At 61.9% G+C, this 22,447-nt stretch carries 26 protein-coding genes; 18 read left to right on the top strand and 8 right to left on the bottom strand.

Going from position 1 to position 22,447, the window contains the following annotated elements; translation table 11 throughout:
• Positions 1-29 precede the first annotated feature (29 nt).
• The 3 genes from N826_RS04785 (at position 30) to N826_RS04795 (ending at position 3,394) form a co-directional block, all read left to right on the top strand.
• The gene (locus N826_RS04785) at positions 30-806 is read left to right on the top strand and encodes an amino acid ABC transporter ATP-binding protein (RefSeq protein WP_044426226.1); all 777 of its coding nucleotides are present in this window, start codon (positions 30-32) and stop codon (positions 804-806) included.
• 143 nt (positions 807-949) lie between these two features.
• Complete coding sequence (locus tag N826_RS04790) at positions 950-1,882, top strand: DHH family phosphoesterase (RefSeq protein WP_044426227.1); 933 nt, start codon at positions 950-952, stop codon at positions 1,880-1,882.
• Between the two features lie 99 nt (positions 1,883-1,981).
• Positions 1,982-3,394 (top strand): sensor histidine kinase, encoded by a 1,413-nt coding sequence (locus N826_RS04795; RefSeq protein WP_052830834.1) that lies wholly within the window; start codon positions 1,982-1,984, stop codon positions 3,392-3,394.
• Here the strand turns inward: N826_RS04795 and N826_RS04800 are convergent.
• Together N826_RS04800 and N826_RS42820 are read right to left on the bottom strand one after the other, a co-directional pair.
• Complete coding sequence (locus N826_RS04800; protein ID WP_044426228.1) at positions 3,375-3,986, bottom strand: class I SAM-dependent methyltransferase; 612 nt, start codon at positions 3,984-3,986, stop codon at positions 3,375-3,377. The genes N826_RS04795 and N826_RS04800 overlap by 20 nt on opposite strands.
• Positions 3,987-4,105: 119 nt before the next feature.
• Positions 4,106-4,267: a hypothetical protein gene (locus N826_RS42820; RefSeq protein ID WP_157599319.1), complete on the bottom strand. Its 162-nt coding sequence runs from the start codon at positions 4,265-4,267 to the stop codon at positions 4,106-4,108.
• Positions 4,268-4,437: 170 nt separating this feature from the next.
• Here N826_RS42820 and N826_RS04805 point away from each other — a divergent pair, with 170 nt between their 5' ends.
• Positions 4,438-4,629, top strand: a complete 192-nt coding sequence (locus N826_RS04805; RefSeq protein ID WP_044426229.1) for a hypothetical protein — start codon at positions 4,438-4,440, stop codon at positions 4,627-4,629.
• Between the two features lie 65 nt (positions 4,630-4,694).
• On the opposite strand, the gene N826_RS04810 is transcribed toward N826_RS04805, so the two are convergent.
• From N826_RS04810 to N826_RS04820, 3 genes are read right to left on the bottom strand one after another with little or no spacing between them, the layout of a single operon-like run.
• Positions 4,695-5,684 (bottom strand): threonine ammonia-lyase, encoded by a 990-nt coding sequence (locus N826_RS04810; protein WP_044426392.1) that lies wholly within the window; start codon positions 5,682-5,684, stop codon positions 4,695-4,697.
• A 28-nt stretch (positions 5,685-5,712) separates the two neighbouring features.
• Entirely contained in the window at positions 5,713-6,417 is a 705-nt protein-coding gene (locus N826_RS04815) for a haloacid dehalogenase type II (protein WP_044426393.1), read from the bottom strand.
• 14 nt (positions 6,418-6,431) lie between these two features.
• Positions 6,432-8,354, bottom strand: coding sequence for a lytic transglycosylase domain-containing protein (locus tag N826_RS04820; protein WP_244619419.1), 1,923 nt, complete (start codon positions 8,352-8,354; stop codon positions 6,432-6,434).
• Positions 8,355-8,462: 108 nt separating this feature from the next.
• On the opposite strand from N826_RS04820, the gene dapA reads away from it, so the two are divergent.
• Together dapA and smpB are read left to right on the top strand one after the other, a co-directional pair.
• A complete protein-coding gene (dapA, locus tag N826_RS04825) occupies positions 8,463-9,338 on the top strand; it encodes a 4-hydroxy-tetrahydrodipicolinate synthase (RefSeq protein WP_044426231.1) in 876 nt (291 codons plus the stop codon).
• A gap of 38 nt (positions 9,339-9,376) precedes the next feature.
• On the top strand, positions 9,377-9,865 hold the full coding sequence (smpB, locus tag N826_RS04830; protein ID WP_044426232.1) for an SsrA-binding protein SmpB: 489 nt from the start codon (positions 9,377-9,379) through the stop codon (positions 9,863-9,865).
• Positions 9,866-9,980: 115 nt separating this feature from the next.
• On the opposite strand, the gene N826_RS04835 is transcribed toward smpB, so the two are convergent.
• Positions 9,981-10,565 (bottom strand): LabA-like NYN domain-containing protein, encoded by a 585-nt coding sequence (locus N826_RS04835; RefSeq protein ID WP_044426233.1) that lies wholly within the window; start codon positions 10,563-10,565, stop codon positions 9,981-9,983.
• A gap of 162 nt (positions 10,566-10,727) precedes the next feature.
• Here N826_RS04835 and folK point away from each other — a divergent pair, with 162 nt between their 5' ends.
• From folK to era, 9 genes are all read left to right on the top strand, one after another.
• Positions 10,728-11,237 carry a 2-amino-4-hydroxy-6-hydroxymethyldihydropteridine diphosphokinase gene (folK, locus tag N826_RS41490; protein WP_052830835.1) on the top strand — a complete coding sequence of 170 codons (510 nt, stop codon included), beginning with the start codon at positions 10,728-10,730 and terminating at the stop codon, positions 11,235-11,237.
• A 98-nt stretch (positions 11,238-11,335) separates the two neighbouring features.
• Positions 11,336-11,821, top strand: a complete 486-nt coding sequence (gene rpoZ, locus N826_RS04845; RefSeq protein ID WP_044426234.1) for a DNA-directed RNA polymerase subunit omega — start codon at positions 11,336-11,338, stop codon at positions 11,819-11,821.
• 87 nt (positions 11,822-11,908) lie between these two features.
• A complete protein-coding gene (locus N826_RS04850; protein ID WP_044426235.1) occupies positions 11,909-14,074 on the top strand; it encodes a RelA/SpoT family protein in 2,166 nt (721 codons plus the stop codon).
• A gap of 102 nt (positions 14,075-14,176) precedes the next feature.
• Positions 14,177-14,731 (top strand): DUF2062 domain-containing protein, encoded by a 555-nt coding sequence (locus N826_RS04855; protein ID WP_044426236.1) that lies wholly within the window; start codon positions 14,177-14,179, stop codon positions 14,729-14,731.
• On the top strand, positions 14,728-15,519 hold the full coding sequence (locus N826_RS04860; protein ID WP_044426237.1) for a pyridoxine 5'-phosphate synthase: 792 nt from the start codon (positions 14,728-14,730) through the stop codon (positions 15,517-15,519). The genes N826_RS04855 and N826_RS04860 overlap by 4 nt, the downstream gene beginning before the upstream one ends.
• Entirely contained in the window at positions 15,516-16,013 is a 498-nt protein-coding gene (gene acpS / locus N826_RS04865) for a holo-ACP synthase (protein WP_084720481.1), read from the top strand. The genes N826_RS04860 and acpS overlap by 4 nt, the downstream gene beginning before the upstream one ends.
• A gap of 37 nt (positions 16,014-16,050) precedes the next feature.
• Positions 16,051-16,824, top strand: coding sequence for a signal peptidase I (gene lepB, locus N826_RS04870; protein ID WP_044426238.1), 774 nt, complete (start codon positions 16,051-16,053; stop codon positions 16,822-16,824).
• 12 nt (positions 16,825-16,836) lie between these two features.
• Positions 16,837-17,565, top strand: coding sequence for a ribonuclease III (rnc, locus tag N826_RS04875; protein ID WP_052830836.1), 729 nt, complete (start codon positions 16,837-16,839; stop codon positions 17,563-17,565).
• Complete coding sequence (gene era, locus N826_RS04880; protein ID WP_084720482.1) at positions 17,558-18,550, top strand: GTPase Era; 993 nt, start codon at positions 17,558-17,560, stop codon at positions 18,548-18,550. Before rnc ends, era begins: the two co-directional genes overlap by 8 nt.
• A gap of 46 nt (positions 18,551-18,596) precedes the next feature.
• Here era and N826_RS04885 read toward each other — a convergent pair whose 3' ends face one another.
• Complete coding sequence (locus tag N826_RS04885) at positions 18,597-19,451, bottom strand: amidohydrolase family protein (protein ID WP_044426398.1); 855 nt, start codon at positions 19,449-19,451, stop codon at positions 18,597-18,599.
• Positions 19,452-19,786: 335 nt separating this feature from the next.
• On the opposite strand from N826_RS04885, the gene N826_RS04890 reads away from it, so the two are divergent.
• The 3 genes from N826_RS04890 (at position 19,787) to N826_RS04900 (ending at position 21,995) form a co-directional block, all read left to right on the top strand.
• A complete protein-coding gene (locus N826_RS04890) occupies positions 19,787-20,008 on the top strand; it encodes a hypothetical protein (RefSeq protein WP_044426240.1) in 222 nt (73 codons plus the stop codon).
• 199 nt (positions 20,009-20,207) lie between these two features.
• A complete protein-coding gene (locus N826_RS04895) occupies positions 20,208-20,789 on the top strand; it encodes a TetR/AcrR family transcriptional regulator (protein ID WP_044426242.1) in 582 nt (193 codons plus the stop codon).
• 87 nt (positions 20,790-20,876) lie between these two features.
• A complete protein-coding gene (locus tag N826_RS04900) occupies positions 20,877-21,995 on the top strand; it encodes an alkene reductase (RefSeq protein WP_044426244.1) in 1,119 nt (372 codons plus the stop codon).
• Between the two features lie 49 nt (positions 21,996-22,044).
• On the opposite strand, the gene N826_RS04905 is transcribed toward N826_RS04900, so the two are convergent.
• Positions 22,045-22,305 (bottom strand): hypothetical protein, encoded by a 261-nt coding sequence (locus N826_RS04905; protein WP_044426245.1) that lies wholly within the window; start codon positions 22,303-22,305, stop codon positions 22,045-22,047.
• Positions 22,306-22,447 lie beyond the last annotated feature (142 nt).

Raw genomic sequence — 22,447 nt, forward strand, 5'->3', positions numbered from 1 at the left:
GCATCCATCCATGAATGGGGAGACCATCTATGAGTGACACGAACCGCACCGTGGCGCCCCGGCCGGGCGACGAGGTCGCGATCGAACTCAGCGACGTCCATAAATGGTACGGCGAGTTCCACGTCCTGAAGGGCATCAACCTGTCGGTCGCGCGCGGTGAGCGGATTGTCATCTGCGGCCCGTCGGGCTCCGGCAAGTCCACCCTGATCCGCTGCATCAACCGCCTGGAAGAACATCAGCGCGGCAAGATCGTGGTCGATGGCGTCGAACTGACCAACAACCTGAAGAACATCGACGCCGTCCGCCGCGACGTCGGCATGGTGTTCCAGCACTTCAACCTGTTCCCGCACTTGACCGTCCTGGAGAACTGCACCTTGGCGCCGATCTGGGTCCGCAAGATGCCCAAGGCCCAGGCGGAAGAGATCGCGATGAAGTACCTGAAGCGGGTGCGCATTCCCGATCAGGCCAACAAGTATCCCGGCCAGCTTTCCGGCGGACAGCAGCAGCGCGTGGCCATCGCCCGCTCGCTGTGCATGAGCCCCAAGGTCATGTTGTTCGACGAGCCGACCTCGGCGCTCGACCCCGAGATGATCAAGGAAGTGCTCGACGTCATGATCGGCCTCGCCAACGAGGGCATGACCATGATCTGCGTCACCCACGAGATGGGTTTCGCCCGGACGGTCGCCAACCGGGTGATCTTCATGGACCGGGGCGAGATCGTCGAGCAGAACGAACCGCTGGAGTTCTTCAACAACCCGCAGTCGGAACGAACGAAGCTGTTCCTGAGCCAGATCCTGGCGCACTGACCCGGCGCACTGACCCGTATGCCTCCCGGTGATGCACCCTCAAGTGCCGCACCGGGAGTCGTCCGCTCCGCTTGACCCTGGCATCGCTTCTATCCCATAAGTATTACCTCTGAACGGTAGTGCGACGCGGTAGCGGGGGCGAGATGGGCGGACAGAAATATCGGTTGGTCACCAGGAGCGATTTCGACGGCTTGGCATGCGCCGTCCTGATGCGCGAACTCGACCTGATCGACACGATCACCTTCGTCCATCCCAAGGACATGCAGGACGGCCTTGTCGAGGTCGGTCCCAACGACATCACGACCAACCTTCCCTTCGTGCCCGGCGTCCACCTCGCCTTCGACCATCATCTGAGCGAGGCCGAGCGCGTCGGCGGCCAGCAGTCCAATCACATCATCGATCCCAAGGCCCCCTCGGCGGCGCGGGTCGTTTACGACCATTTCGGCGGGCTGGAGCGTTTCTCCATGGTGCCGCAGGCGATGATGGCGGCGGTCGACAAGGCCGACTCCGCCGATTACGGCATCGACGATATCCTGAAGCCGACGGGTTGGACGCTCCTGAACTTCCTGATGGACCCGCGCACCGGCCTGGGTCGATTCCGCAGCTTCCGGATTTCCAACTACCAGTTGATGATGACCCTGATCGACTATTGCCGCGATCATGACGTCGACAGCATCCTGGCGCTGCCCGACGTGGCTGAGCGGGTCGAGCTGTACTTCGCGCAGGAGAAGATGTTCACCGATCAGGTGAAGCGTCTGGCCGAAGTCCATGACGATGTCGTCGTCCTCGACCTTCGCGGGGAGGAGATCATCCACGCCGGCAACCGGTTCATGATCTACGCACTCCATCCGCAGGCCCGGGTCTCCATGCATATCCTGTGGGGACTGAAGCAGCAGAACACGGTGTTTGCCGTCGGCAAGTCGATCATCGATCGCACGTCGCCGGTCGCTGTCGGGCCGCTGATGCTGGAGTACGGCGGCGGCGGCCATCTCGCCGCCGGCACTTGCCAGATCCCCAACGAGGATGCCGCCACGGTCCGGGCCGAGCTGATCCGCAGGCTGGCGACTCCACGGTAATATTTCCTGCCCGAGCTTCCGGTTTTCTTTACGACAGTCGCCGCTTAATTGAAGCGGCTTATGAGGCAAAGGCGAAGGGCGGCTCTTCCGGTGCAATCGATGAACATCGACGCATATGACAAGGCCGCCGCCAAGGCGCACGCGCGTGCCGTCCAGCGAATCACTGGAGCCTTGGCGATAGCGGTGGTTCTGCTGATCCTTCTGCCCGTCATCGCGGCGCAGGCGGCGTCAGGTGCGCTTCCGGGAGCGGTGTTGCTACTCGGAGCGGCGACGGTCTGGCTGCTGTTCAGGCTGAGCAGCCTCACGAAGCGCTCCATCCAGACCGTGGACCTGCTGGTGGATGAGAGCAGGCGGCTGCGCGAAAGCGAAGAACGGTATCGAACGATCGTCACGGCAACCCCGGAGCTGGTGATGATCGCCCGCAACGGGCGGGTCGATTACGTCAACGGCAACGGCACGGCCATGCTTGGCGCCGAGTCGGACGACTTCATCCTGGCGCGCCCTGTTGCCAGCCTGTTGGGCGCCGGTACCTCGGCGGTCGATCGCGGTCACGTCCTTGCCGCCCTGTCGGCAGGTGCCGGGCTGCCCCGATGCGAAGTCTGGTTGTCCCGGTCGGACGGTACGGCATTCTGCGCCGAGTTGACAGGTGTGCCGCTTCCGTCGCCGACGGATCGCATGGTCCTGCTGATGGCACGCGACGTCTCGGACCATCGTCGGATCGAGACATCGTTACGCGACGCAAAGGAGCAGGCCGAATTGGCCAACCGCACCAAGAGCCAGTTCCTCGCCAACATGAGCCACGAATTGAGGACACCGCTCAACGCCATCATCGGCTTTTCGGAAATCATCGCCGACGACAGCTTCGGCCCGGACGGCCTGCCGATGTATACCGAATATGCCCGCGATATCCGTGACAGCGGCAGGCATCTCCTGACCGTCATCAACGACATCCTGGACTATTCCCGGATCGATGCCGCCAAGACCGAGCTTTCCGACGACATCAACGACATCGGAGACGTCATATCTGCCTCGATTCGCGTCGTGATCAACCGTGCGGAGAGCGCCGGTGTTCAACTTCGCCAGTCCATCCATGAAGGACTTCCTCCCGTCGTCGCCGACACATTGAAACTCAAGCAGATCCTGCTCAACGTCTTGTCGAACGCGGTCAAGTTCACCGAAAGTGGCGGGAGCGTCATGGTGTCCGCCGGACTGGCGGCGGATGGCGGCGTCGATATCCAGGTCGAGGATACCGGCATCGGCATGAGCGAGGATGAACTGGCTCTCGCCTTTCAGCCCTTCGCCCAGGTCGAAAGCACGCTGAATCGCAAATACGAAGGGACGGGGCTGGGCTTGCCGATCACCAAGTCGTTGACCGAACTTCATGGCGGCAGCCTTGTCATCAAAAGTGCCCCGGGAGTCGGTACTTCGGTCACCGTCCACCTGCCGTCCAGCCGGGTCTTCCGGCAGTCGCCCGGCGGACAGCGGGAGCGCGTTAGCGGCTTCGTGGGCTGACAACCAGCAGCTTGACGACGTCACCCATGACGAACCGGTTCTCGACGACGGAAAGCCCGGCCTGTTCCAGATACGACTCGTACCGTGCCGTGTAGCGAGCGGCGAAGGCGAAGTTCAGCCAGGGTGAGACGACCCGCATCATCAAGCGGACCGGCGCCTTCCGGGACAGCGTGTAGTCGAGGATGCGAATCGTCCCGGTCGGCTTGCAGATCCGGCTCAACTCGCGCAGCACAGGAAGTTGAAGCTCCTCCGGAAGGACGCAGAAGACCAAGGTAACTGCGATGGCGTCGAAATGGTTGTCCGGAAAGCTGGTGCGGGTCAGGTCCATTTCCAGGAACTCGGCTTCGACGCCTTCCCGGACAGCCCGCTTCGCGGCGCGCGACAGCATGGCAGGGCTGTTGTCGACCGCAACGATCGTTGCGTTTCGCGGATAGAATGGGATGTTGCATCCGGTGCCGGCCCCAGCATCCAGCACCAATCCGACCGAGCCTCGAAAGACTTCGCCCCTAAGCCTTCGCTTCCAGGAGACTTCATAGGCTTTATCCAGCACATCATACAGGGGAGCGATGCGCTCGTACTTCTGATAACTCATCGCCGGTCATCCTTTCCAGCAAGCGATCAGCCCTGTGGACTGCGCTGCGGATACCCGGTGTCGTCGTTTATGGCAAATGAACCTTTCTATAACTTGGCGTTACAGGATTGGGGCAGGGGTCAGCGCTTGCCTCCGAGGATCAGGACGAAACGGTTGTTCGCTGTCATCGGAGGCCTGATTTTACGCAGCTGGTCTTCCTCCCGCTTTGCGAGCACGTCCTCGAGCTTGCGGATTGGCCGCAGAAGGTAGGGGCTGATGTTCAAGCTCGTCGTCTCGTCCATGACACCAACACATTTGGCAAGTGATAAAATTCCGTTAAATAATGGACCGCCAAGCGTGAGGACGTGAGCACGATTAGGTTTGGAAGCATGTGTTCTGACGGTTTAGCCATCCGGGAAGCGGTGCTGAATATCCATCTCATCCGTTATTGCCGGGAATGGAGGGACCGCACATGAAAATCGTCGAACGTCGCCAAAGCGGCTATCTGATGGAATGCGGCTGTGCTCGGGGTGGTCAATTCGTCCAGCACCGGCCGGCGCTGGCAAGCGAATGCCCCAAATGCGGCAAGATCGGCCTGATGACGCCTCTCGTCACCGAGTGGATGATGGCGCGAGACTCTGTAAAGCTGGACGCGGCCGACTGACGGAAAACCTTGAAGTCAGGAAGGTATCGGGCCATCCACGGCCCGATACCTTCCTACTCGTCCAGCTATCGTACGCTCGCCAGAGCCTTGGCATATACTTCCGGATCGACGTTGCCGCCGGAGCACACGACCGCGATGGTCCTGCCGCCAAGTTCCATCTTGGTCGACAAAACAGCCGCGAGCGCCACGGCGCCTCCCGGCTCGACGACCAGTTTGAAATTATCGCGGGCGATTGCCATGGCAGCCGCCACTTCGGCATCGGTGACCGCGAAGCCCCCCGACAGATGGGCCGAGTTGACCGCAAAGGTCAGTTCGCCCGGCATCGGCGCCAGCAACGCATCGCAGAAGGATGACGCTCCGGCGGCATTGCTCAGCCGCTCGCCGGCGGCGAGCGACCGCGCCGTATCGTCGAACCCTGCCGGTTCAACCGCATAGACCTTGGTGCCCGGGCTTCGCGCCGCAACCGCCAGCGCTATTCCGCCGATCATGCCGCCGCCGCCGCAAGGCGCCAGCACCGCGTCCAGGCCGTCACTTGCCGCCTTTGCCTGCTCGATCAGTTCCAGCCCGATGGTCCCCTGTCCCGCCATGATGTACGGATCGTCGTAAGGCCGTACCAAGGTGGCGCCGGTTTCAGCGGAGATACCGGCGCCGATGGCCTCCCGGTCTTCCTTCCACCTGTCGTACAGAACGACCCTAGCGCCCCATTCGCGGGTATTGGCGACCTTGATCGCCGGAGCGTCCGACGGCATCACGATGGTTGCCGGAAGCCCCAGCAGCCGCGCCGCGGCCGCTACCCCTTGCGCATGGTTGCCGGAAGAGAAAGCCACGACGCCACGTGGCCGCTCGGCTTCCGGAATAAGGCTCATGCGGTTGAAGGCTCCCCGGAACTTGAAGCTGCCAGTGCGCTGAAGCACTTCCGCCTTTACCAGCAGCCGGCCGCCAAGGCGGTCGTTCAGCAAGGGCGACTCCAGGAGGGGCGTCAGGACGGCTTGGCCGGCCAGACGGACGGCGGCGGCCTCGACGTCGGCAAAGGTCGGCAAGGTGGTGGAAATCATGTCGGCTACCATGAGAAACGGAGAAACGTCAGCGGGCGGCGGATGCGATCAGCGCCGGTAACTCCTCGAGTCCTTCCAGGACGACGCATGGCTCGCCCGGCAGACGGTCGCGCTCAAGCCCGAACCGGTTCAGCCACACCGTCTGGAACCCGAACGTTGCCGCGCCGGCCACATCCCATCCGTTGGAGGAAACGAAGCAGATCCCATCGCGCCGGACACCCAGCCGGTCGCAGGCAAGCTGGTAAACCGATGGATCCGGTTTGTAAATGCCGACTTCTTCGATGGAGAGCACAGCATCCAGGCTGCCGCCGATCCCTGCGCTGTCGACGCCGGCCTTCAGCATGGCGGGAGTGCCGTTGGACAGGATAGCGGTCCGGATCCCATCGGTGCGAAGCTGCATCAGTGCCGGCGCCACGTCCGGATAAGCATCCAGCGACAGGTAGGCGTCCATCAGCCGGGCCTTCAAGCCTTCGTCTTCCGGCAAACCGATGGCGCCGAATGCATGGTCCAGGGCATCGCGGGTCACGCCCCAGAAGTCCCGGTGCCGGTGCATCAGGCTGCGCAGCCACGTGTATTCGAGCTGCCGCTGACGCCACAGGGCGCCTAGTTGCTCCGCCTTGCCGTCCAAATCCCGAGACAGGCGGGCGGTTGCCGACCGGACGTCGAGCAAGGTTCCGTAAGCATCGAAGACGCATACCTCGATGGCCGCAAGTGACCCAGCCGCATGTTCCATTCCCGCCTGTTCCATCAGCGTCTCAGATCCTCCTCCAGCAGAAGCTTGGCGTGCCCCCCGTCCATGCGGGCACGATAGATATGGACGGCTTCCATCACCCGCTGGACATAATTGCGCGTCTCGTAGATCGGAATCAACTCGATCCAGTCGACGACGTCGACACCCTCGGCCCGGGGATCCCCGTTGGTCTGAAGCCACTCCCTGACACGACCGGGACCGGCATTGTACGCGGCGATGGCGAGGACGTAGGAGCCGTTGAAGCGGTCTATCAGCTCCCGCATATAGGCGCTGCCTAAAGCTATGTTGTAGGTCGGGTCAGACGTCAGGCGGCTGTTGGTGTGCTGCATCCCAAGCTGGCCGGCGACCTGTTTCGCCGTCGCCGGCATCAGCTGCATCAGGCCACGGGCGCCCGCAGGGCTGACGGCATTCTCGTTGAACGTGCTTTCCTGCCTGATGAGGGAGTGGACCAGCGCCGGTTCCAGCCATCCCAGATCAGGCATGCTCACTACAGGATAGCCCGCATTGATCAAGGTGACGCCATCCTGGACCGCCTGCTTGGCGACGGTGACCGCCAGATCGGGCCGGACGAGGTCCTGGGCAAGCCGCGTCACCAGGGCATAGTCCTGCGCCGTCTTCGCGTTCGATCCCAAGCGACGGACGAAGATGCCTTCGCGGTCGGCTACGGGATCGATCAGGTTCAGCATCCGGGCGAGTCGCGGCAGCTCCGCCGCATTGAAGGCGGCGACCGCGTCCTGCCCGATCCGGGCGTCGCCGGGAACCGCCGCATCGTTGGTGTTGCGCACCCGCTTCCGGGCAAGCTGGCCGTAGAAGGTCGTTACATGCTCGCCCGCCAGATCGTACCATCTACGCGCCTGATCGGGCTGCTTCAGGTCCTCCGCCGCGCGTCCGGCCCAATATGCGCCGCGTGACCGGCTGATCGGCGCGCTGACGGCAGCGTATAACTGCTCGAAGTGCTTCAGGGCCTCCTGCGGCTTGTTGAGGAACCGGAGGGCCAACCAGCCGGCCAGGAACTCGGCTTGGGAAAGGGCGAGCCCGTCCTTTTGCCCGCTGTTGCGGGCAATCCGGTAGGCTTCCGCGTAGTTGCCCTTCTCGATGCTGCGGCGGGCGAGGATATGCATCTCGCTCCACCACGCGGCCGGACGGACCATATCGGCCGGCCTGTTCATCAGGATATCGAGCGCGCCGTCGTCCATGTCCTTCCGGCGGCGCCAGCGTGCCCGCTCATAGAGCAGGCCCGGATCGCTCTGAAGACTGGGCGGCACCTTGTTCAGCACCGTATCGACATTGCCTTTCTTCATGTTGGCGAGGAACAGGCGCGCCTCGGCCAGCGCCTGATGGCCGCCGTCGATAAGGCTGAACATCCGGCGGGCCGCCGCTTCCTCGTTGTCCCAGACAAGCCGGTCCAGCCGTGCGATATGATCGCGCGGACGCAGCAGGTCGCCGAAGCGGGCGCGCAAGTCCATCTCCTCCGTGGCGCCGAACCCGCCGGAAACCCAGCGCTCGCGCACCAATTCGGTGGCTTCGCGGGTCTTGCCGTCGTTCAGAAGGACGGTCGCGTAACGCAGCACGCCCCCTCCCGTAAGCGGCGGATACTTGCCGAACCAGGCCTTGACGTCACCGTCCGGCATCCAAAGCGGCATCGCCATTTCGGCGCTTCGGCGCAGCGTGTTCAGGTTGGGCCATTCGGGGTTGCGGCGGATGAAATCGGCGATCGCCTCGAAGCCGGCATCCGTGTCGCTTCGTGCCATGTCGAGCCACTGGATGGCCTTGGCCGGCAACTTCTCACCCGCCTGAGATGCGATGGCATTCGCTTCCGGCCACCGCGCTGCCTCCGCTGCCTTGAAAGCTGCCCGATACAATCCCAAATCTCGCTCGCTGAGACCGTCGGCCGCCGCAAGGCCGGCGGTTCCCAGCATGAGGGAAAATCCTATCACCATTGTTTGGATCAGGCGGGCGCACTTGCCGTTATGCGGCTTGGCGGGTAAGGTGCGCGCCTCATTTATTCTGCCCGCACGGAGGTTGGTATGTTCTCGGGGTCCATCGTTGCTCTCTTGACACCATTCAAGAACGGCAAAGTCGACGAGAAAGCCTTCCAGTCCTTCGTCGACTGGCAGATCAACCAAGGCACCAGCGGCCTTGTTCCGGTCGGTACGACAGGCGAGTCGCCCACGCTCTCCCATGAAGAGCACATGCGCGTGGTCGAGCTTTGCGTCGAGGCCGCGGCCGGACGCGTTCCCGTTATTGCCGGGGCCGGCTCCAACTCTACCGCCGAGGCGGTCGCTTTCACCCGTCATGCCAAGCAGGCGGGCGCGGATGCGGTGCTGCAAGTCACGCCCTACTACAACAAGCCCACCCAGGAAGGTCTTTATCAGCATTATAAGGCGATCCATGATGCTGCCGAGATCCCGATCGTCATCTATAATATACCGGGTCGCAGCGTGATCGACATGTCGGTCTCGACCATGGCTCGTCTCGCCAAGCTACCCAATATCGTTGGCGTCAAGGATGCCACAGCCGATTTAACCAGACCGTTAAGGACACGTCTCGAAATTGGCCCTGAGTTCTGCCAGCTGACGGGTGAGGACGCCAGCGTCGTCGCGTTCCTGGCCCAGGGCGGGCACGGATGCATTTCCGTCACCGGAAACGTGGCGCCGGCTCAATCGGCCCAGCTTCATGCCGCCTGGCAGGCGAAGGATTGGGCTACCGTGGAGCGGCTGCGCGACCAGTTGATGCCGCTTCATAACGCGCTCTTCCTGGAAACCAGCCCGGCACCGGTCAAGTATGCCGCCAGCCTGCTCGGGATCTGCTCGGAAGAGTTGCGGCTGCCGGTCGTTCCGGTAACCGAGGCGACACGGGTAGCGGTGCGTGAAGCGATGGTAAAGGCGGGTGTGCTCAACTGAGCAAAACTGTCTGACGAACAAGAAGAAGAGGAAGCACTATGGCTAAGCCGGGTCCTGTTTCGGGCCGGATCGCGGCTCAGAACCGCCGCGCCCGGTTCGATTACTTCATCGATGAGACCCTTGAAGCGGGAATCATGCTGGTCGGAACGGAGGTCAAGTCCCTCCGCTCCGGCAAAGGGAGCATTGCCGAATCCTATGCGGGCGAGCAGAACGGCGCGCTTTATCTGGTGAATGCCTATATTCCGGAATACCAGTTGGCGGGCCAGTATTACCAGCACGAAACCAAGCGGCCGCGCAAGTTGCTGGTCCACAAGCGGGAAATGAACCGCCTGATGGGCGCCATCAAGCGCGAAGGCGTCACGGTCGTACCGTTGTCGATTTACTTCAACGAACGCGGGATAGCCAAAGTCGAACTTGGGGTTGGACGCGGCAAGAAGAAGGGCGACAAGCGCGCCGCGGAGAAAGATCGTGACTGGCAACGCGACAAAGCGCGTGTAATACGCAGCAAAGGCAAGGATTTCGACTGAACTCGGGACTTGTCGCGACCGAGGCGGTCTTGATGAGATCTCAAAGTATCGTCAAAGAAACAGGGCGCGGCCGAAATGCCGCGCCCTGTTCTGTTCAGTCCACCTGCGAAGTATATCAGGCTGTTTCGTACATGTTGCCGTGCGGATCGCTCGACGGCGGATCACGGTGCTGATGCACCCGTGCGATCGAGGGCGAAAGGTCCTGAAGTTCGATGAAGTTGTCAGCTTGGCGGCGGAGTTCGTCGGCGACCATCGGCGGCTGGCTGCGCACGGTGCTGATGACCGACACCCGAACGCCCTTGCGCTGAACCGCATCGACCAACCGGCGGAAGTCACCGTCGCCCGAGAACAGCAGTATATGATCGACGTGTTCGGCCATCTCCATAACGTCGATGGCCAGTTCGATGTCCATGTTGCCCTTGATCTTGCGGCGGCCGGACGCGTCCGTGAATTCCTTGGTCGGCTTGGTTACCATGGTATATCCATTGTAGTCCAACCAATCGACCAGTGGGCGTATCGGAGAATATTCCTGATCTTCTACAAGGGCGGTGTAGTAAAAAGCTCTGACTAGGCGCCCTTTAGATGCAAACAGATCCAGCAAACGTTTGTAGTCGATATCAAACCCCAGCGCTCTCGCGGCCGCATATAAATTTGCTCCGTCAATGAACATCGCGATACGTTCTTCTTGATAGAAAATCATCTTAGAACCTTTTTTGACTATAATGGTTATCGTCGGCCGGCCAATTTTGTTTTAACCGCCCCTGTGGCTATGAGAGGAGGCATTAATGTCACATTGGCCACCATGTAGAGATAGGGCAATGCTTGCGAACAGACAAGAGGTTCGCTGGAGGATGCAGCAAAAGTGATATTGATCGCATTAGGATCAAACCTTTCCAGTGACGCCTATGGATCTCCTCAAGACATATGCGTTGCCGCAGTCGAAGCCGTTGAGAAACATGGTGTTACAGTTACCGCAAAGTCACGCTGGTTCCGGACCGCTCCAGTTCCAGTGTCCGATCAGCCGTGGTTTGTCAACGGTGTAATAGCGGTTGAAACGTTCCTTCCGCCTGCGGATTTACTCGGCTTGCTCCATCACGTGGAAGCGGAGTTTGGACGGACCCGGACCATCCGGAACGAAGCGCGCATCCTCGATCTCGACCTGCTTGCCTACGACGACGAAGTCTTCTCCGAGGCGAGCGGTCCTATTATTCCGCACCCGAGGTTGCATGAGCGTGCATTCGTGCTTCTTCCACTGGCCGATGTCGCACCGGATTGGCGTCATCCCGTCACTGGCGCCGGCATAGCCGACTTGATCTCGGCGCTTCCCGCCGATCAGCGCGCCGAACCGGTCGCGCAGGAGATGGAAGATTGACCGGGTATCGCAGCCAGGCTTCCGGTCCGTCGGACTTGCTTCGCGTGTATAGGGGCCGTATATAAAATGGCTTGTCATATAGTTGGAGTTTGCCCGTAATGGCACGCGTTACCGTTGAAGATTGCGTCCTCAAGATTCCCAACCGTTTCGAGCTGGTGATGATGGCCGCCCAACGGGCGCGGGACGTCGCGACCGGTGCATCGCTTTCGATCGACCGCGACAACGACAAGAACCCGGTCGTGGCGCTGCGCGAGATAGCCGACGAAACTATCGGCCTCGACGAACTGCGCAATGCGCTGATCAAGGGCCACCAGAAAGTGGTCGAGGCTGACGAGCCCGAGGACGATATCGTCGAACTGATGGCCGGCGAGCAGGCCTGGGCACAGCAGATGAGCATGGCCGAAGACGGCGAGGGAGAGGGCGACGAACTTGGAGCCGACATCGATGCCGACGCTGACGGCGATGGCGACGACGAGGAAGATGTCCTTGCCGGCATGGAAGCCGAGCCAGGTATCGACGTCGACAGCGAGGAAGGCGCCCTTGTCGATCGTGATGTCGATGACAGCGGCAAGGTCTACGAATAAGCGATCGGCTGCCGATTGGCGGGGGCTTGCCGTTCGAGTGTCCGAAATCCCACCATTGACGCTGTCGTTTGCCGTGGGTGAGTGCCGATGATCCGGCAGTACGAGCTGGTCGAGCGCGTCAAAGCGTATGATCCCAGCGCGGATGAGGATGCCCTCAACCGCGCCTACGTCTTTTCCATGCGCGCTCACGGTTCGCAGACCAGGGCGAATGGTGACCCTTACTTCTCGCACCCGCTGGAAGTCGCCGGCATCCTCACACAGATGAAGCTGGATACCGCCTCGATCGTGACGGCTTTGCTGCACGACACGGTCGAGGATACGGTTGCCACGCTGGAGGATGTCGAGCGGCTGTTCGGCGGCGACATAGCCAAGCTGGTCGATGGCGTGACCAAGCTGTCGCGGATCGAACTCCAGAACATCGAGACGCAGACCGACCAAGCCAAGCAAGCGGAGAACTTCCGGAAGCTCGTGCTGGCGATGTCGGAGGATATCCGCGTCCTGCTGGTCAAGCTGGCCGACCGCGTCCACAACATGCGGACGCTCTACCATCTCCGTGACCCGGAGAAGCGTAAACGCATTGCTCGCGAGACGCTGGAGATCTACGCGCCGCTGGCCGAGCGAATCGGCATTCACAAGATGAAGGACGAGCTTGAAGACCTCTCCTTCGCCGAACTGAATCCCGACGCCCGTGACAGCATCCTGGCGCGCCTGTCCTTCCTGCGGACCGCCGAGGGGGGGCTGGTCGGCCGCGTGCTGGACGAGCTGCGCCACACCCTCAACGAACACGGCCTGCCCAACGCCGGCGTGACGGGGCGCGAGAAGACCGCGTACTCGATCTGGCGCAAGATGCAGCGCAAGAACGTCGCGTTCGAACAACTTTCCGACATCATGGCGTTCCGCGTCATGGTCGATTCGGTGGAGCAGTGCTATCAGGCGCTGGGCGTGATCCATGCCCGCTACCCGGTCGTGCCCGGCCGCTTCAAGGACTACATCTCGACCCCGAAGCCGAACGGCTACCGCAGCATCCACAGCTCGGTGATCGGACCGGAGCGCCAGCGGATCGAGGTCCAGATCCGCACCAACGACATGCACGAGGTCGCAGAGCTCGGCGTCGCCGCCCACTGGGCCTACAAGCAGAACAGCCAGCGCACGGAAGGCCGCCAGTACCGCTGGCTGCGCGAACTGCTCGACATTCTGGAGCACGCGCAGAAGCCGGAAGAGTTCCTGGAGCACACCAAGCTCGAACTGTTCCAGGACCAGGTCTTCTGCTTCACGCCCAAGGGCGACCTGATAGCCTTGCCGCGCGGCGCTACGCCGGTCGACTTCGCCTATGCGGTCCATAGCCAGATCGGCGACACCTGCGTCGGAGCCAAGGTAAACGGCCGCATGCTGCCGCTGCGCAGTCAGCTTCAGAACGGCGATCAGGTCGAGATCTTCACGTCGAAGGCCCAGACCCCGTCGCCGACCTGGGAGCGCTTCGTCGTCACCGGCAAGGCGCGGGCGCGCATCCGCCGCTTCATCCGGACGCAGCAGCGCTCGCAGTACATCGACCTCGGCAAGGCGCTGCTCCAGAAGCTGTTCCGCCAGGAAGGCTACGAATTCACCGAAAAGGCAGTGGAAGGCGTCATCAAGATCTTCCAGGCGTCATCGGTCGAAGACCTGTTCGCCAGCGTCGGTGCCGGCCTCCAATCGGCCCGCGAAGTCTTCAATTCGGTCTTCCCCGGTCACAAGCCGCCGCCTGACCGCGACGACAAGGTCGTTCCGATCAGCCGGTCGGCGCGCGCCAAGGGCAAGCGGGACAACCCGCTGCCGATTCGCGGCCTGATCCCGGGCATGGCCGTCCACTACGCCGGCTGTTGCCATCCGTTGCCCGGCGACAGGATCGTCGGCATCGTCACCACCGGCAAGGGCGTCACGATCCACACGATCGACTGCGAAACGCTGGAGAGCTTCACCGATACGCCGGAGCGCTGGATCGACGTCGGCTGGGACAGTGGCGGCGACGCGATCGAGCATGTCGGCCGCATCAGCGTCATCATCGCCAACGAGGCCGGCAGTCTCGGGACCCTGTCGACCGTGATCGGCAAGAATGGCGGCAACATCACCAACCTGAAGATAACCAGCCGCAATACCGACTTTTTCGAGATGCTGATCGACATCGATGTCAAGGACGTCAAGCATCTGACCAATATCATCGCAGCTCTTCGGGCGACTCCGGTCATCAATTCGGTCGATCGGGCACGTGGGCGCTGACTGAACGTGTCGTCGCCTCCATATAGACCGCATGGCGCTTCCGTCGGGAAGCTCCATTTAAAAGAAGTCCCGTGTTGTCCGATAGTGTGATTCCCACATCCCATGTTCCGCCGCCGCATCCCGCATGGTTGGTACCGTCGTATACGCGACTTCTTCTGGCCGCGGTCAGGATGGCGGCGTTCGTCGACCTATGTGGCGCACCGGATCGGGCGATTGCCGGGAACGCCCTATTCGATCGCTGCCGGCTTCGCCTGCGGCGCCGCCGTATCCTTCACGCCACTGATCGGCCTCCATTTCGCCCTCGCTGCCCTTTTGGCTCTCCTCGTCCGGGGCAATCTGCTGGCATCGGCGCTGGGAACGGCGGTTGGGAACCCGTGGACTTTTCCAGGCATCTGGTTGGCGACGTACCGGCTGGGGTCTATGGTGGCCGGACAGCCGGCGGAAGCTCTGACGCCGGAGGGGCTGACCCTGATGCTCATAGTCGAACAGCCCGGGCAGGTCTTCCTCCCCATGATGGTGGGCGGCACCCTGGCGGGGATCGTCGCTTGGTTCCTCTTTTTCTTTCCGGTACGGGCGGGTGTTTCGGCTTATCGTGCGCGGAGCCTGATGCGTCGGACGAAGAAGGCCCGGCACCGCAAGCTGGAGCTTGAAGCATGAAACGCTCTCTGCGCCTCGGCGTGAACATCGACCACGTCGCCACGATCCGCAACGCGCGCGGCGGTCCCCATCCGGACCCGGTAAGGGCCGCCCTCGCCGCGGCCCGGGCCGGTGCCGATGGAATCACCGCGCATCTCCGGGAAGACCGGCGCCATATTACCGACCACGACATCGAGCGCCTTCGCAGCGAGATCGACCTGCCATTGAACCTGGAGATGGCAGCCACGGGCGAGATGCTGGCAATCGCGTTGCGCCACCGGCCGCATGCCGCCTGCATCGTGCCCGAGCGGCGGGAAGAGCGAACGACCGAAGGCGGTCTGGACGTGACCGGCAACCGCGATGCCTTGGTGCCCATGATTCGCGACCTGAGCGCCGCCGGCATCCGAGTCTCGCTGTTCATCAATCCCGATCCCGCCCAACTGGATGCTGCGGCAGCCCTGGGCGCCCCCGTGGTCGAACTCCATACCGGCGCCTACTGCGATGCGGAGACGGATGCCGCCCGTGCCCGTGAGTTCGAACGCATCCGCATCGCGGCGGCCCATGCCGAAGCGGTGGGCCTGGAATGCCACGCCGGTCACGGCCTCAGCTTCGACACGGTAATGCCGGTCGCCGCCATTCCGACCATCGTGGAACTGAACATCGGCCATTTCCTGGTCGGCGAGGCTATCTTCAGCGGGCTGGACGCCACCATCAGGCATATGCGGGCGTTGATGGATCGGGCGCGGGCGGACGCGCGCGGCGACCTGGCTGCCGCCCATGACGAACGCAGCGCCCGACAAACATCATGATCCTTGGAATCGGAAACGACCTCATCGATATCCGTCGCATCGAACGTACCCTCGAGCGGTACGGCGAGCGATTTCTCGACCGCGTCTTCACCGATGTCGAGCGGCAAAAGTCCGACCGGCGCAACCAGCGGGCGGCCAGCTATGCCAAGCGTTTCGCGGCGAAGGAAGCCTGCGCCAAGGCATTGGGAACGGGGCTGAACCGAGGTGTCTACTGGCGCGACATGGGCGTGGTCAATCTTCCCGGCGGCCAGCCTACCATGAAGTTGACGGGTGGCGCGCTGGAGCGCTTGAACCGAATCACGCCACCCGGCATGACAGCCGTCATCCATCTTACCTTGACCGACGACCTGCCTTTGGCGCAAGCCATCGTGCTGATCTCGGCCGTGCCCTCGTTTGGACAAGGCACTGCCGGAGAAGTTACCGCCGGACAGCCTACCACCGGCCAGCCCAACACCGGCCAATCCGGCAGCGGGTCGCCCGCCACCCAAACCTGAACGCCACGGAGCAGCCGCCTTCGGGTGGCGTCATGCCATGACAGAACTGACCAGAAAGCAGATCGATTCGATGCAGAAGAACAAGAGCGGCGGCATCGGCGAGACCATTAAGACGGTCGTCTACGCCGTCGTCATCGCGTTCGGCGTCCGTACATTCGCCTACGAGCCGTTCAACATCCCGTCGGGCTCGATGATCCCGACGCTTCTCGTGGGCGACTATCTGTTCGTCTCCAAGTTCTCCTATGGCTACAGCCGATACACGGTCGCCTTCGGTGCGCCGGTGTTCGACGGCCGGGTGCTCTACACCAAGCCGGAGCGCGGCGACGTCGCCGTGTTCAAGCTGCCGCGCGACAACAAAACCGACTACATCAAGCGGATCATTGGCTTACCCGGCGATCGTATCCAGATGATCGGCGGCATCCTGCATATCAACGGTGAGGCGGTGAAGCGCGACCGGGTCGAAGACTTCGTCACGACCGACCAGTTCGGCCGCCAGATCCGGGTCGCCCAGTATGTCGAAACCCTTCCCAATGGCCGCAAGCACCGGATCATCGAGGAAAGCGATACGGGCTCACTCGACAATACCCAGGTCTATACCGTGCCTGAAGATCACTTCTTCGCCATGGGCGACAACCGCGACAACTCGCTGGACAGCCGCGTCAGCTCGATGGTCGGCTTCGTGCCGGTGGAAAACCTTGTCGGCCGGGCCGAGTTCCTGTTCTTCTCGATCGACGAAGGCTCCAGCTTCTGGGAGTTCTGGAAGTGGCCTTGGGCCGTTCGCTTCGGCCGCATTTTCGACGGCGTGAACTGAGTGGGACAGGGGATGACAGTCGACGCGGACCTTTCCGAACTTGCGGCTGCGCTGGGGCACGATTTCAGGCGTCCGGAGCTCCTGGCGGACGCGGTGACCCATCCAAGCCTGAGTGGCATGGAGAGGGTCGGCAAGCGCGGGTCGCGTACGCCGGCTCCGGGCCTTGCCTATGAGAGGCTGGAGTTCCTGGGTGACCGTGTATTGGGCGTCGTCATCGCGAACTGGCTGCTGGAACGCTTTCCGGCCGAGCGGGAGGGGGCTTTGGCTCGCCGTCTCGCCAGTCTGGTCCGGTGGGAGACCCTGAGTTCCGTCGCCTCGACCTTCGACCTGGGGCGCTACCTGCGTCTGTCCACGGGTGAGGCGGAATCGGGTGGCCGGACCAACGGCGCCATCCTGGCCGATAGCTGCGAGGCGATCATCGGCGCGATGTACCTGGACGGCGGCCTCCCGGCCGCGGAAAAGTTCATCCGCGAACGATGGGCGGAGCGGATCGACCGGACCGCCGGGCCGCCGCAGGATGTCAAGACGGCGCTTCAGGAATGGGCGCAGGGCAGGGGCAAACCCCTGCCGATATATGAAGTTCTGGGCCAGAGCGGCCCGGATCACAGCCCGAAATTCGAGGTCAGGGTGCATGTCGAAGGTCATGAGACCGTGACCGCCGAAGGCAACTCGAAACGGGCGGCGGAAAAAGCTGCGGCCAGCGCCATGCTGCGCCGCGTTGGAGCACAGATCAATGAGTAACGATACTTCCGCTCCGGACGACGATAAGGTCCCCGAACAAGAGCCGGCCGCCGCGCAGGAAGCGGCGCCCGAAACGGTATATGTGCCCGAACACCCGCGTTGCGGGTTCGTGGCCTTGGTCGGAGCGCCGAACGCCGGCAAGTCGACCTTGCTGAACAATATCATCGGGCAGAAGGTCTCGATCGTTTCCCCGCGCGTTCAGACCACCCGTACGCGGGTGCTGGGGATCGCAACCGAGGGCGACAGCCAGATCGTCTTCATCGACACGCCCGGCATCTTCTCGCCCAAGAAGCGGCTAGAGCGCGCCATGGTGGCCGCCGCGTGGCAGGGTGCGACCGATGCCGATCTCGTCGTGCTGCTGGTGGACGCGGCACGCAAATCGATCGATGCCGACACGCGCGCGATTATCGCGCGCCTCAAGGACTCCGGCCGTGAAGCCATCCTGGCGCTCAACAAGATCGACCTGATCAAGCGCGACAAGCTGCTGGCGCTCGCCACCACGTTGAATGCTGAGGGCATCTTCACCGACACCTTCATGATCTCCGCCGAGACGGGCGATGGCGTCGAGGACCTGCGCAACCTGCTGGCGACGCGGATGCCGGAAGGACCGTGGCACTTCCCTGGCGATCAGCTCTCCGATATCCCGATGCGCCTGCTGGCGGCCGAATTGGTCCGCGAGAAGCTGTTCCTTCAGCTTTACCAGGAGCTTCCCTATTCGGCCACGGTCGAACCGGAAGGCTGGGAGGAGCTCGACGACGGCAGCGTCAAGATATCCATGGTCGTCTATATCGAGCGCGACAGCCAGAAGGCGATTATTCTGGGCAAGGGCGGACAGCGGATCAAGCAGATCGGTGCCGCCGCCCGTACCGAGCTGGAAGAGATGATGGAGCGCCGGGTCCACTTGTTCCTGCACGTCAAGGTCCGTGAGGAATGGACCAACGATCCGGAGCGTTACAGGGATTGGAACCTGGACTACAACGCCTGAGCTCGAATGCCGTGAGCGCGGAGTCGCCGGTACGGCGGCTCCGCGCTCACGGCAGACGATAGAACCCGGCGGCCGTGTCACGGAACAACTGCCTGCGCTCGATTTCCGAGCAGGAACCTGTCGCCCATAGCACAGTGTCGACCCAGCGCGGGTAATCCGTCGCCAGTGTGCTGACCGGCCAATCGCCGCCGAACATCAACCGATCGAATCCAAAGCACTCGACCACGTGGTCGATATAGGGCCGGAGGTCATCGCGGGTCCAGTTTTGATGGTCCGCCTCGGTCGCCATGCCGGACAGCTTGCACCAGACATTGGGCAACTCGGCCATTGCCCGGATATGCTCACGCCATGGGGCAAGCGATCCGGAACGGATATCCGGCTTCCCGACGTGATCCAGAACGAAGCGAACCTCTCCGCACCGTTTCGCCAGTTCTACCGCCGCACCCAATTGGTGGTGATAGACGCATATGTCGAAGCTGAGGTCGTATTCCGCCAGCAGCCTGACCCCGGCGACGAAATCAGGGCGAATGCAGAAGTCAGGATCGGGTTCCGACTGGATCAAGCGGCGGACGCCGCGTACCAGCGGCAATGCCTTGAGGTTATCGAGGTCAGCGCGTGCAGCGTCGCCCAACTCGATCGGAGCCGCCGCTACGATGGCCTTTATCCTGTCGTCCCGCGATGCAAGCGTTGCGACCCATTCCGCTTCCGCCAACCGGTCGCCAGGGGCTGTATCGACTTCGACGAAGATGAAGCCTTCCACTCTGACCGGCCCGCAGACCGCCGCGAAGTCGGCGAGTGAATGGGGTTTGTTCAGTTGGGGAATGTCAGCCATCCAAGGATACGAAAGAGCGGCTGGATCATAGAGATGGACATGGCTGTCGATCACCGCCAAATCGTTCAATTCCAATCCTCCCTTTGCGAACTTTTGTATTGCGCTAAGTAATTTCAGTATCAACAAAAAGAGATCAACTTACAATGTCGTCTCTCCCAGAAACAGAGAGACCAGCTGGTTTACTCGAAAGAGGTAGACCGAAATGAAGACCATCGGCAAAACACTGAAAGGCTCGATCGGATAAGCCTTGTGACAAGCTAGGCTATGACTTTTATAAAAGTGGTAATCCTTAAACTGCCAGCCTTCAGCGAGCATTATTTACTTGTCGTTAAGCTTCTCAGGTCAGTATCGGCTCGTGGACAGCAAGACGCCACTTCGAAGAAACCCTCAAGAGAGAGCCGATCATGACCGATGTTCGTCGCAACACTGATCTCCGCATCGCCCAGTCGAGCCGTGTTCATGCCCGCTTGATCGAACGCTTCATCGAAGTTACGGAAGCCGAACTCGCGGGTCAGACCGATACCTTCGTTCGCGAAAGCCTGGAAGACCTCCTCTACACGATGCGCCATGACCGCCGCGGCTACGGTGCCCTGGGTGGCGTGATGCCGGTTTCCGAAGCCGCCTGATCCGGCGTTTTCCATACCCTGTCCCTTGATGGCGCCGATAAAGCGACTCCGGCCATGCAGGCGAATCGCCGGTATCGCTTTCGGCGGCCCCCATCAGGAAATTGATCTACCGCCCGAATTGCAAAAGATTTTTGTGGACTGAACGGTCCGGAAGGCCCATCTCCTCAGTGTGAGGAATTTGGGGAGCCTGCCGCCTGCCATGGGACGACCGCGCGAATTTAATGCCGATGAAGCTCTGGATCGTGCTCTGCACGTTTTCTGGACCAAGGGCTATGCGTCGACCTCGATGCAGGATCTGCTCGATGCCATGGGCTTGAGCAAAAGCAGCTTCTACGAATTCTTCGGCAGCAAGCACGATGCCTTCATGGCGGCCCTCCGTCGATATGGCGACCGAGAGGTCGCGCGGCTTGATGCGACGGTCTGCTCTGGCGGATGCGCCCGCCGTCTAATCGAAGTCCAGCTCCGCAGCGTGATCGAACGCCCAAGCGGGGATGGCGACCGCCGAGGTTGCCTGACCGTCAACTGCGCGGTCGAACTCGCTCCCCACGATCCAACGGTTCATACAGCGGTTTCCAGTCATCTGGACCGGATGGAAGAGCTGTTCCACCGCCTGATCGCGCGTGGTCAGGAGGAAGGTGGCATCTCGCGCCGCCACGATGCTCGTTCCCTTGCCCGATATTTCGTCAACGCTCTATGTGGTCTTCAGGTCATGGCGAAAGCCGACCGGAACACTCAGGCGCTCGACGATGTTGTCACGACAATCCTGTCAGCATTGGACTGACGCGATGTTGCAGATCACCAATTCCGCACCTATTTTGGACCGATTGGTCCAATTCACCCTCTCATTCTTCAAACAAAAGGAAGCGCAATGAGCAGCCATGCTGAAAGCGACCTGTTCCAGTCCGTCGAACTCGGTCCCTATACTCTGGCCAACCGCATCGTCATGGCTCCGCTGACCCGGAGCCGCGCCAACAAAGATGATGCGCCTTATGAAATGCATGCGGAATATTATGGCCAGCGCGCGACCGCCGGGCTGATCATCAGCGAAGCGACCCAGATTTCCCGGCAGGGCAAGGGCTACGCCTTCACGCCCGGCATCCACAGCGACACGCAGGTCGCGGGCTGGAAGAAGGTGACCGACGCCGTCCACGCCAAGGGTGGCCGCATCTTCCTTCAGCTTTGGCATGTCGGCCGCATCTCGCACCCCGATCTCCAGGAGAACGGTGCGCTTCCGGTCGCTCCCAGCGCCATTAAGCCGGAAGGCAAGGCCTTCACCGAAGCCGGCTTCGTGCCATTCGTAACGCCGCGTGCCCTTGAACTGGACGAGATTCCCGGTGTGGTCGAACAGTACCGGGTTGCTGCCGAGAACGCGAAGCGGGCCGGCTTTGACGGTGTCGAAGTCCACGGCGCCAACGGCTACCTGCTCGACCAGTTCCTGCGTGACGGCACCAACAAACGCACCGACGCCTATGGCGGCTCTATCGAGAACCGTGCTCGGTTGCTCTTGGAGGCGACTGAAGCGGTAGTCAAGGTCTGGGGCGGCGACCGCGTCGGTATCCGCCTGTCACCGATCAGCCCGGCGAACGACATTGCCGACAGCAATCCCGAACCGCTGTTCAGCTATGTGGTCGAGCAATTGAACCGCTTCGGCCTTGCCTATCTGCATCTGGTCGAGGGCGCCACCGGCAGCAGCCGGGCGGTCACGGGTCAGGTCGATCTCCAGAAGCTCCGCAGCCTGTTCAAGGGCCTTTATGTCGCGAACAACCTGATCGATCGCGATGCCGCCCTGGAACTCCGCCGCACCAATGCCGCCGATCTGGTGGCGTTTGGCCGGCCGTTCATTTCGAACCCGGATCTTGTGGAGCGCCTGCGCATCGATGCGCCGCTGACCCCGGCGAACCAGGAGACCTTCTACGGCGGTGGTGCCGAAGGCTATACCGACTATCCGTTCCTCAGCGAGGCCGAGCGTCTGAACGCGGCGGATTGATGAAGCGCGCTGTTGGGGCATCAGACCCAACAGCGCCCGATCATTACGGTCAGGCCGCTTCTTCCAGTGCGGCGGCCTGATCTTCGTCTTCCGAAGGAACGGGACTTTGAAGGCCGATGCGGTAATACGAGAGCCGCTCCCGCTGAAGCGTTTCGACGTAGTCGATCAGGCTCTCCCTCAAGAAGCCGGGGCCGCATGCTTCGGCCCGGCTCAAAACAGCGCCTATGTAGTCGTCAAGCAACATGATGTGCATAAGGGCGGCACGCATGGCGACGCTCTGATTTAGGGTCTTCACGTTGTCGTCCGGCATTGTTCCCCCAGTAGGCTTTTTGATTGTTGGTCGGTCTTTATAGCCGCTATATGAGATTCAGCCGAGTCTCTACCAAGACTTCTATCCGCAGGTGCTTGGACGGCATGCGAGCTACTGCCGTGGGGAGAGGCTGAACACTGTC

Origin of the sequence: Skermanella aerolata KACC 11604, assembly GCF_000936425.1 — a bacterium.
GTDB lineage: Bacteria > Pseudomonadota > Alphaproteobacteria > Azospirillales > Azospirillaceae > Skermanella > Skermanella aerolata.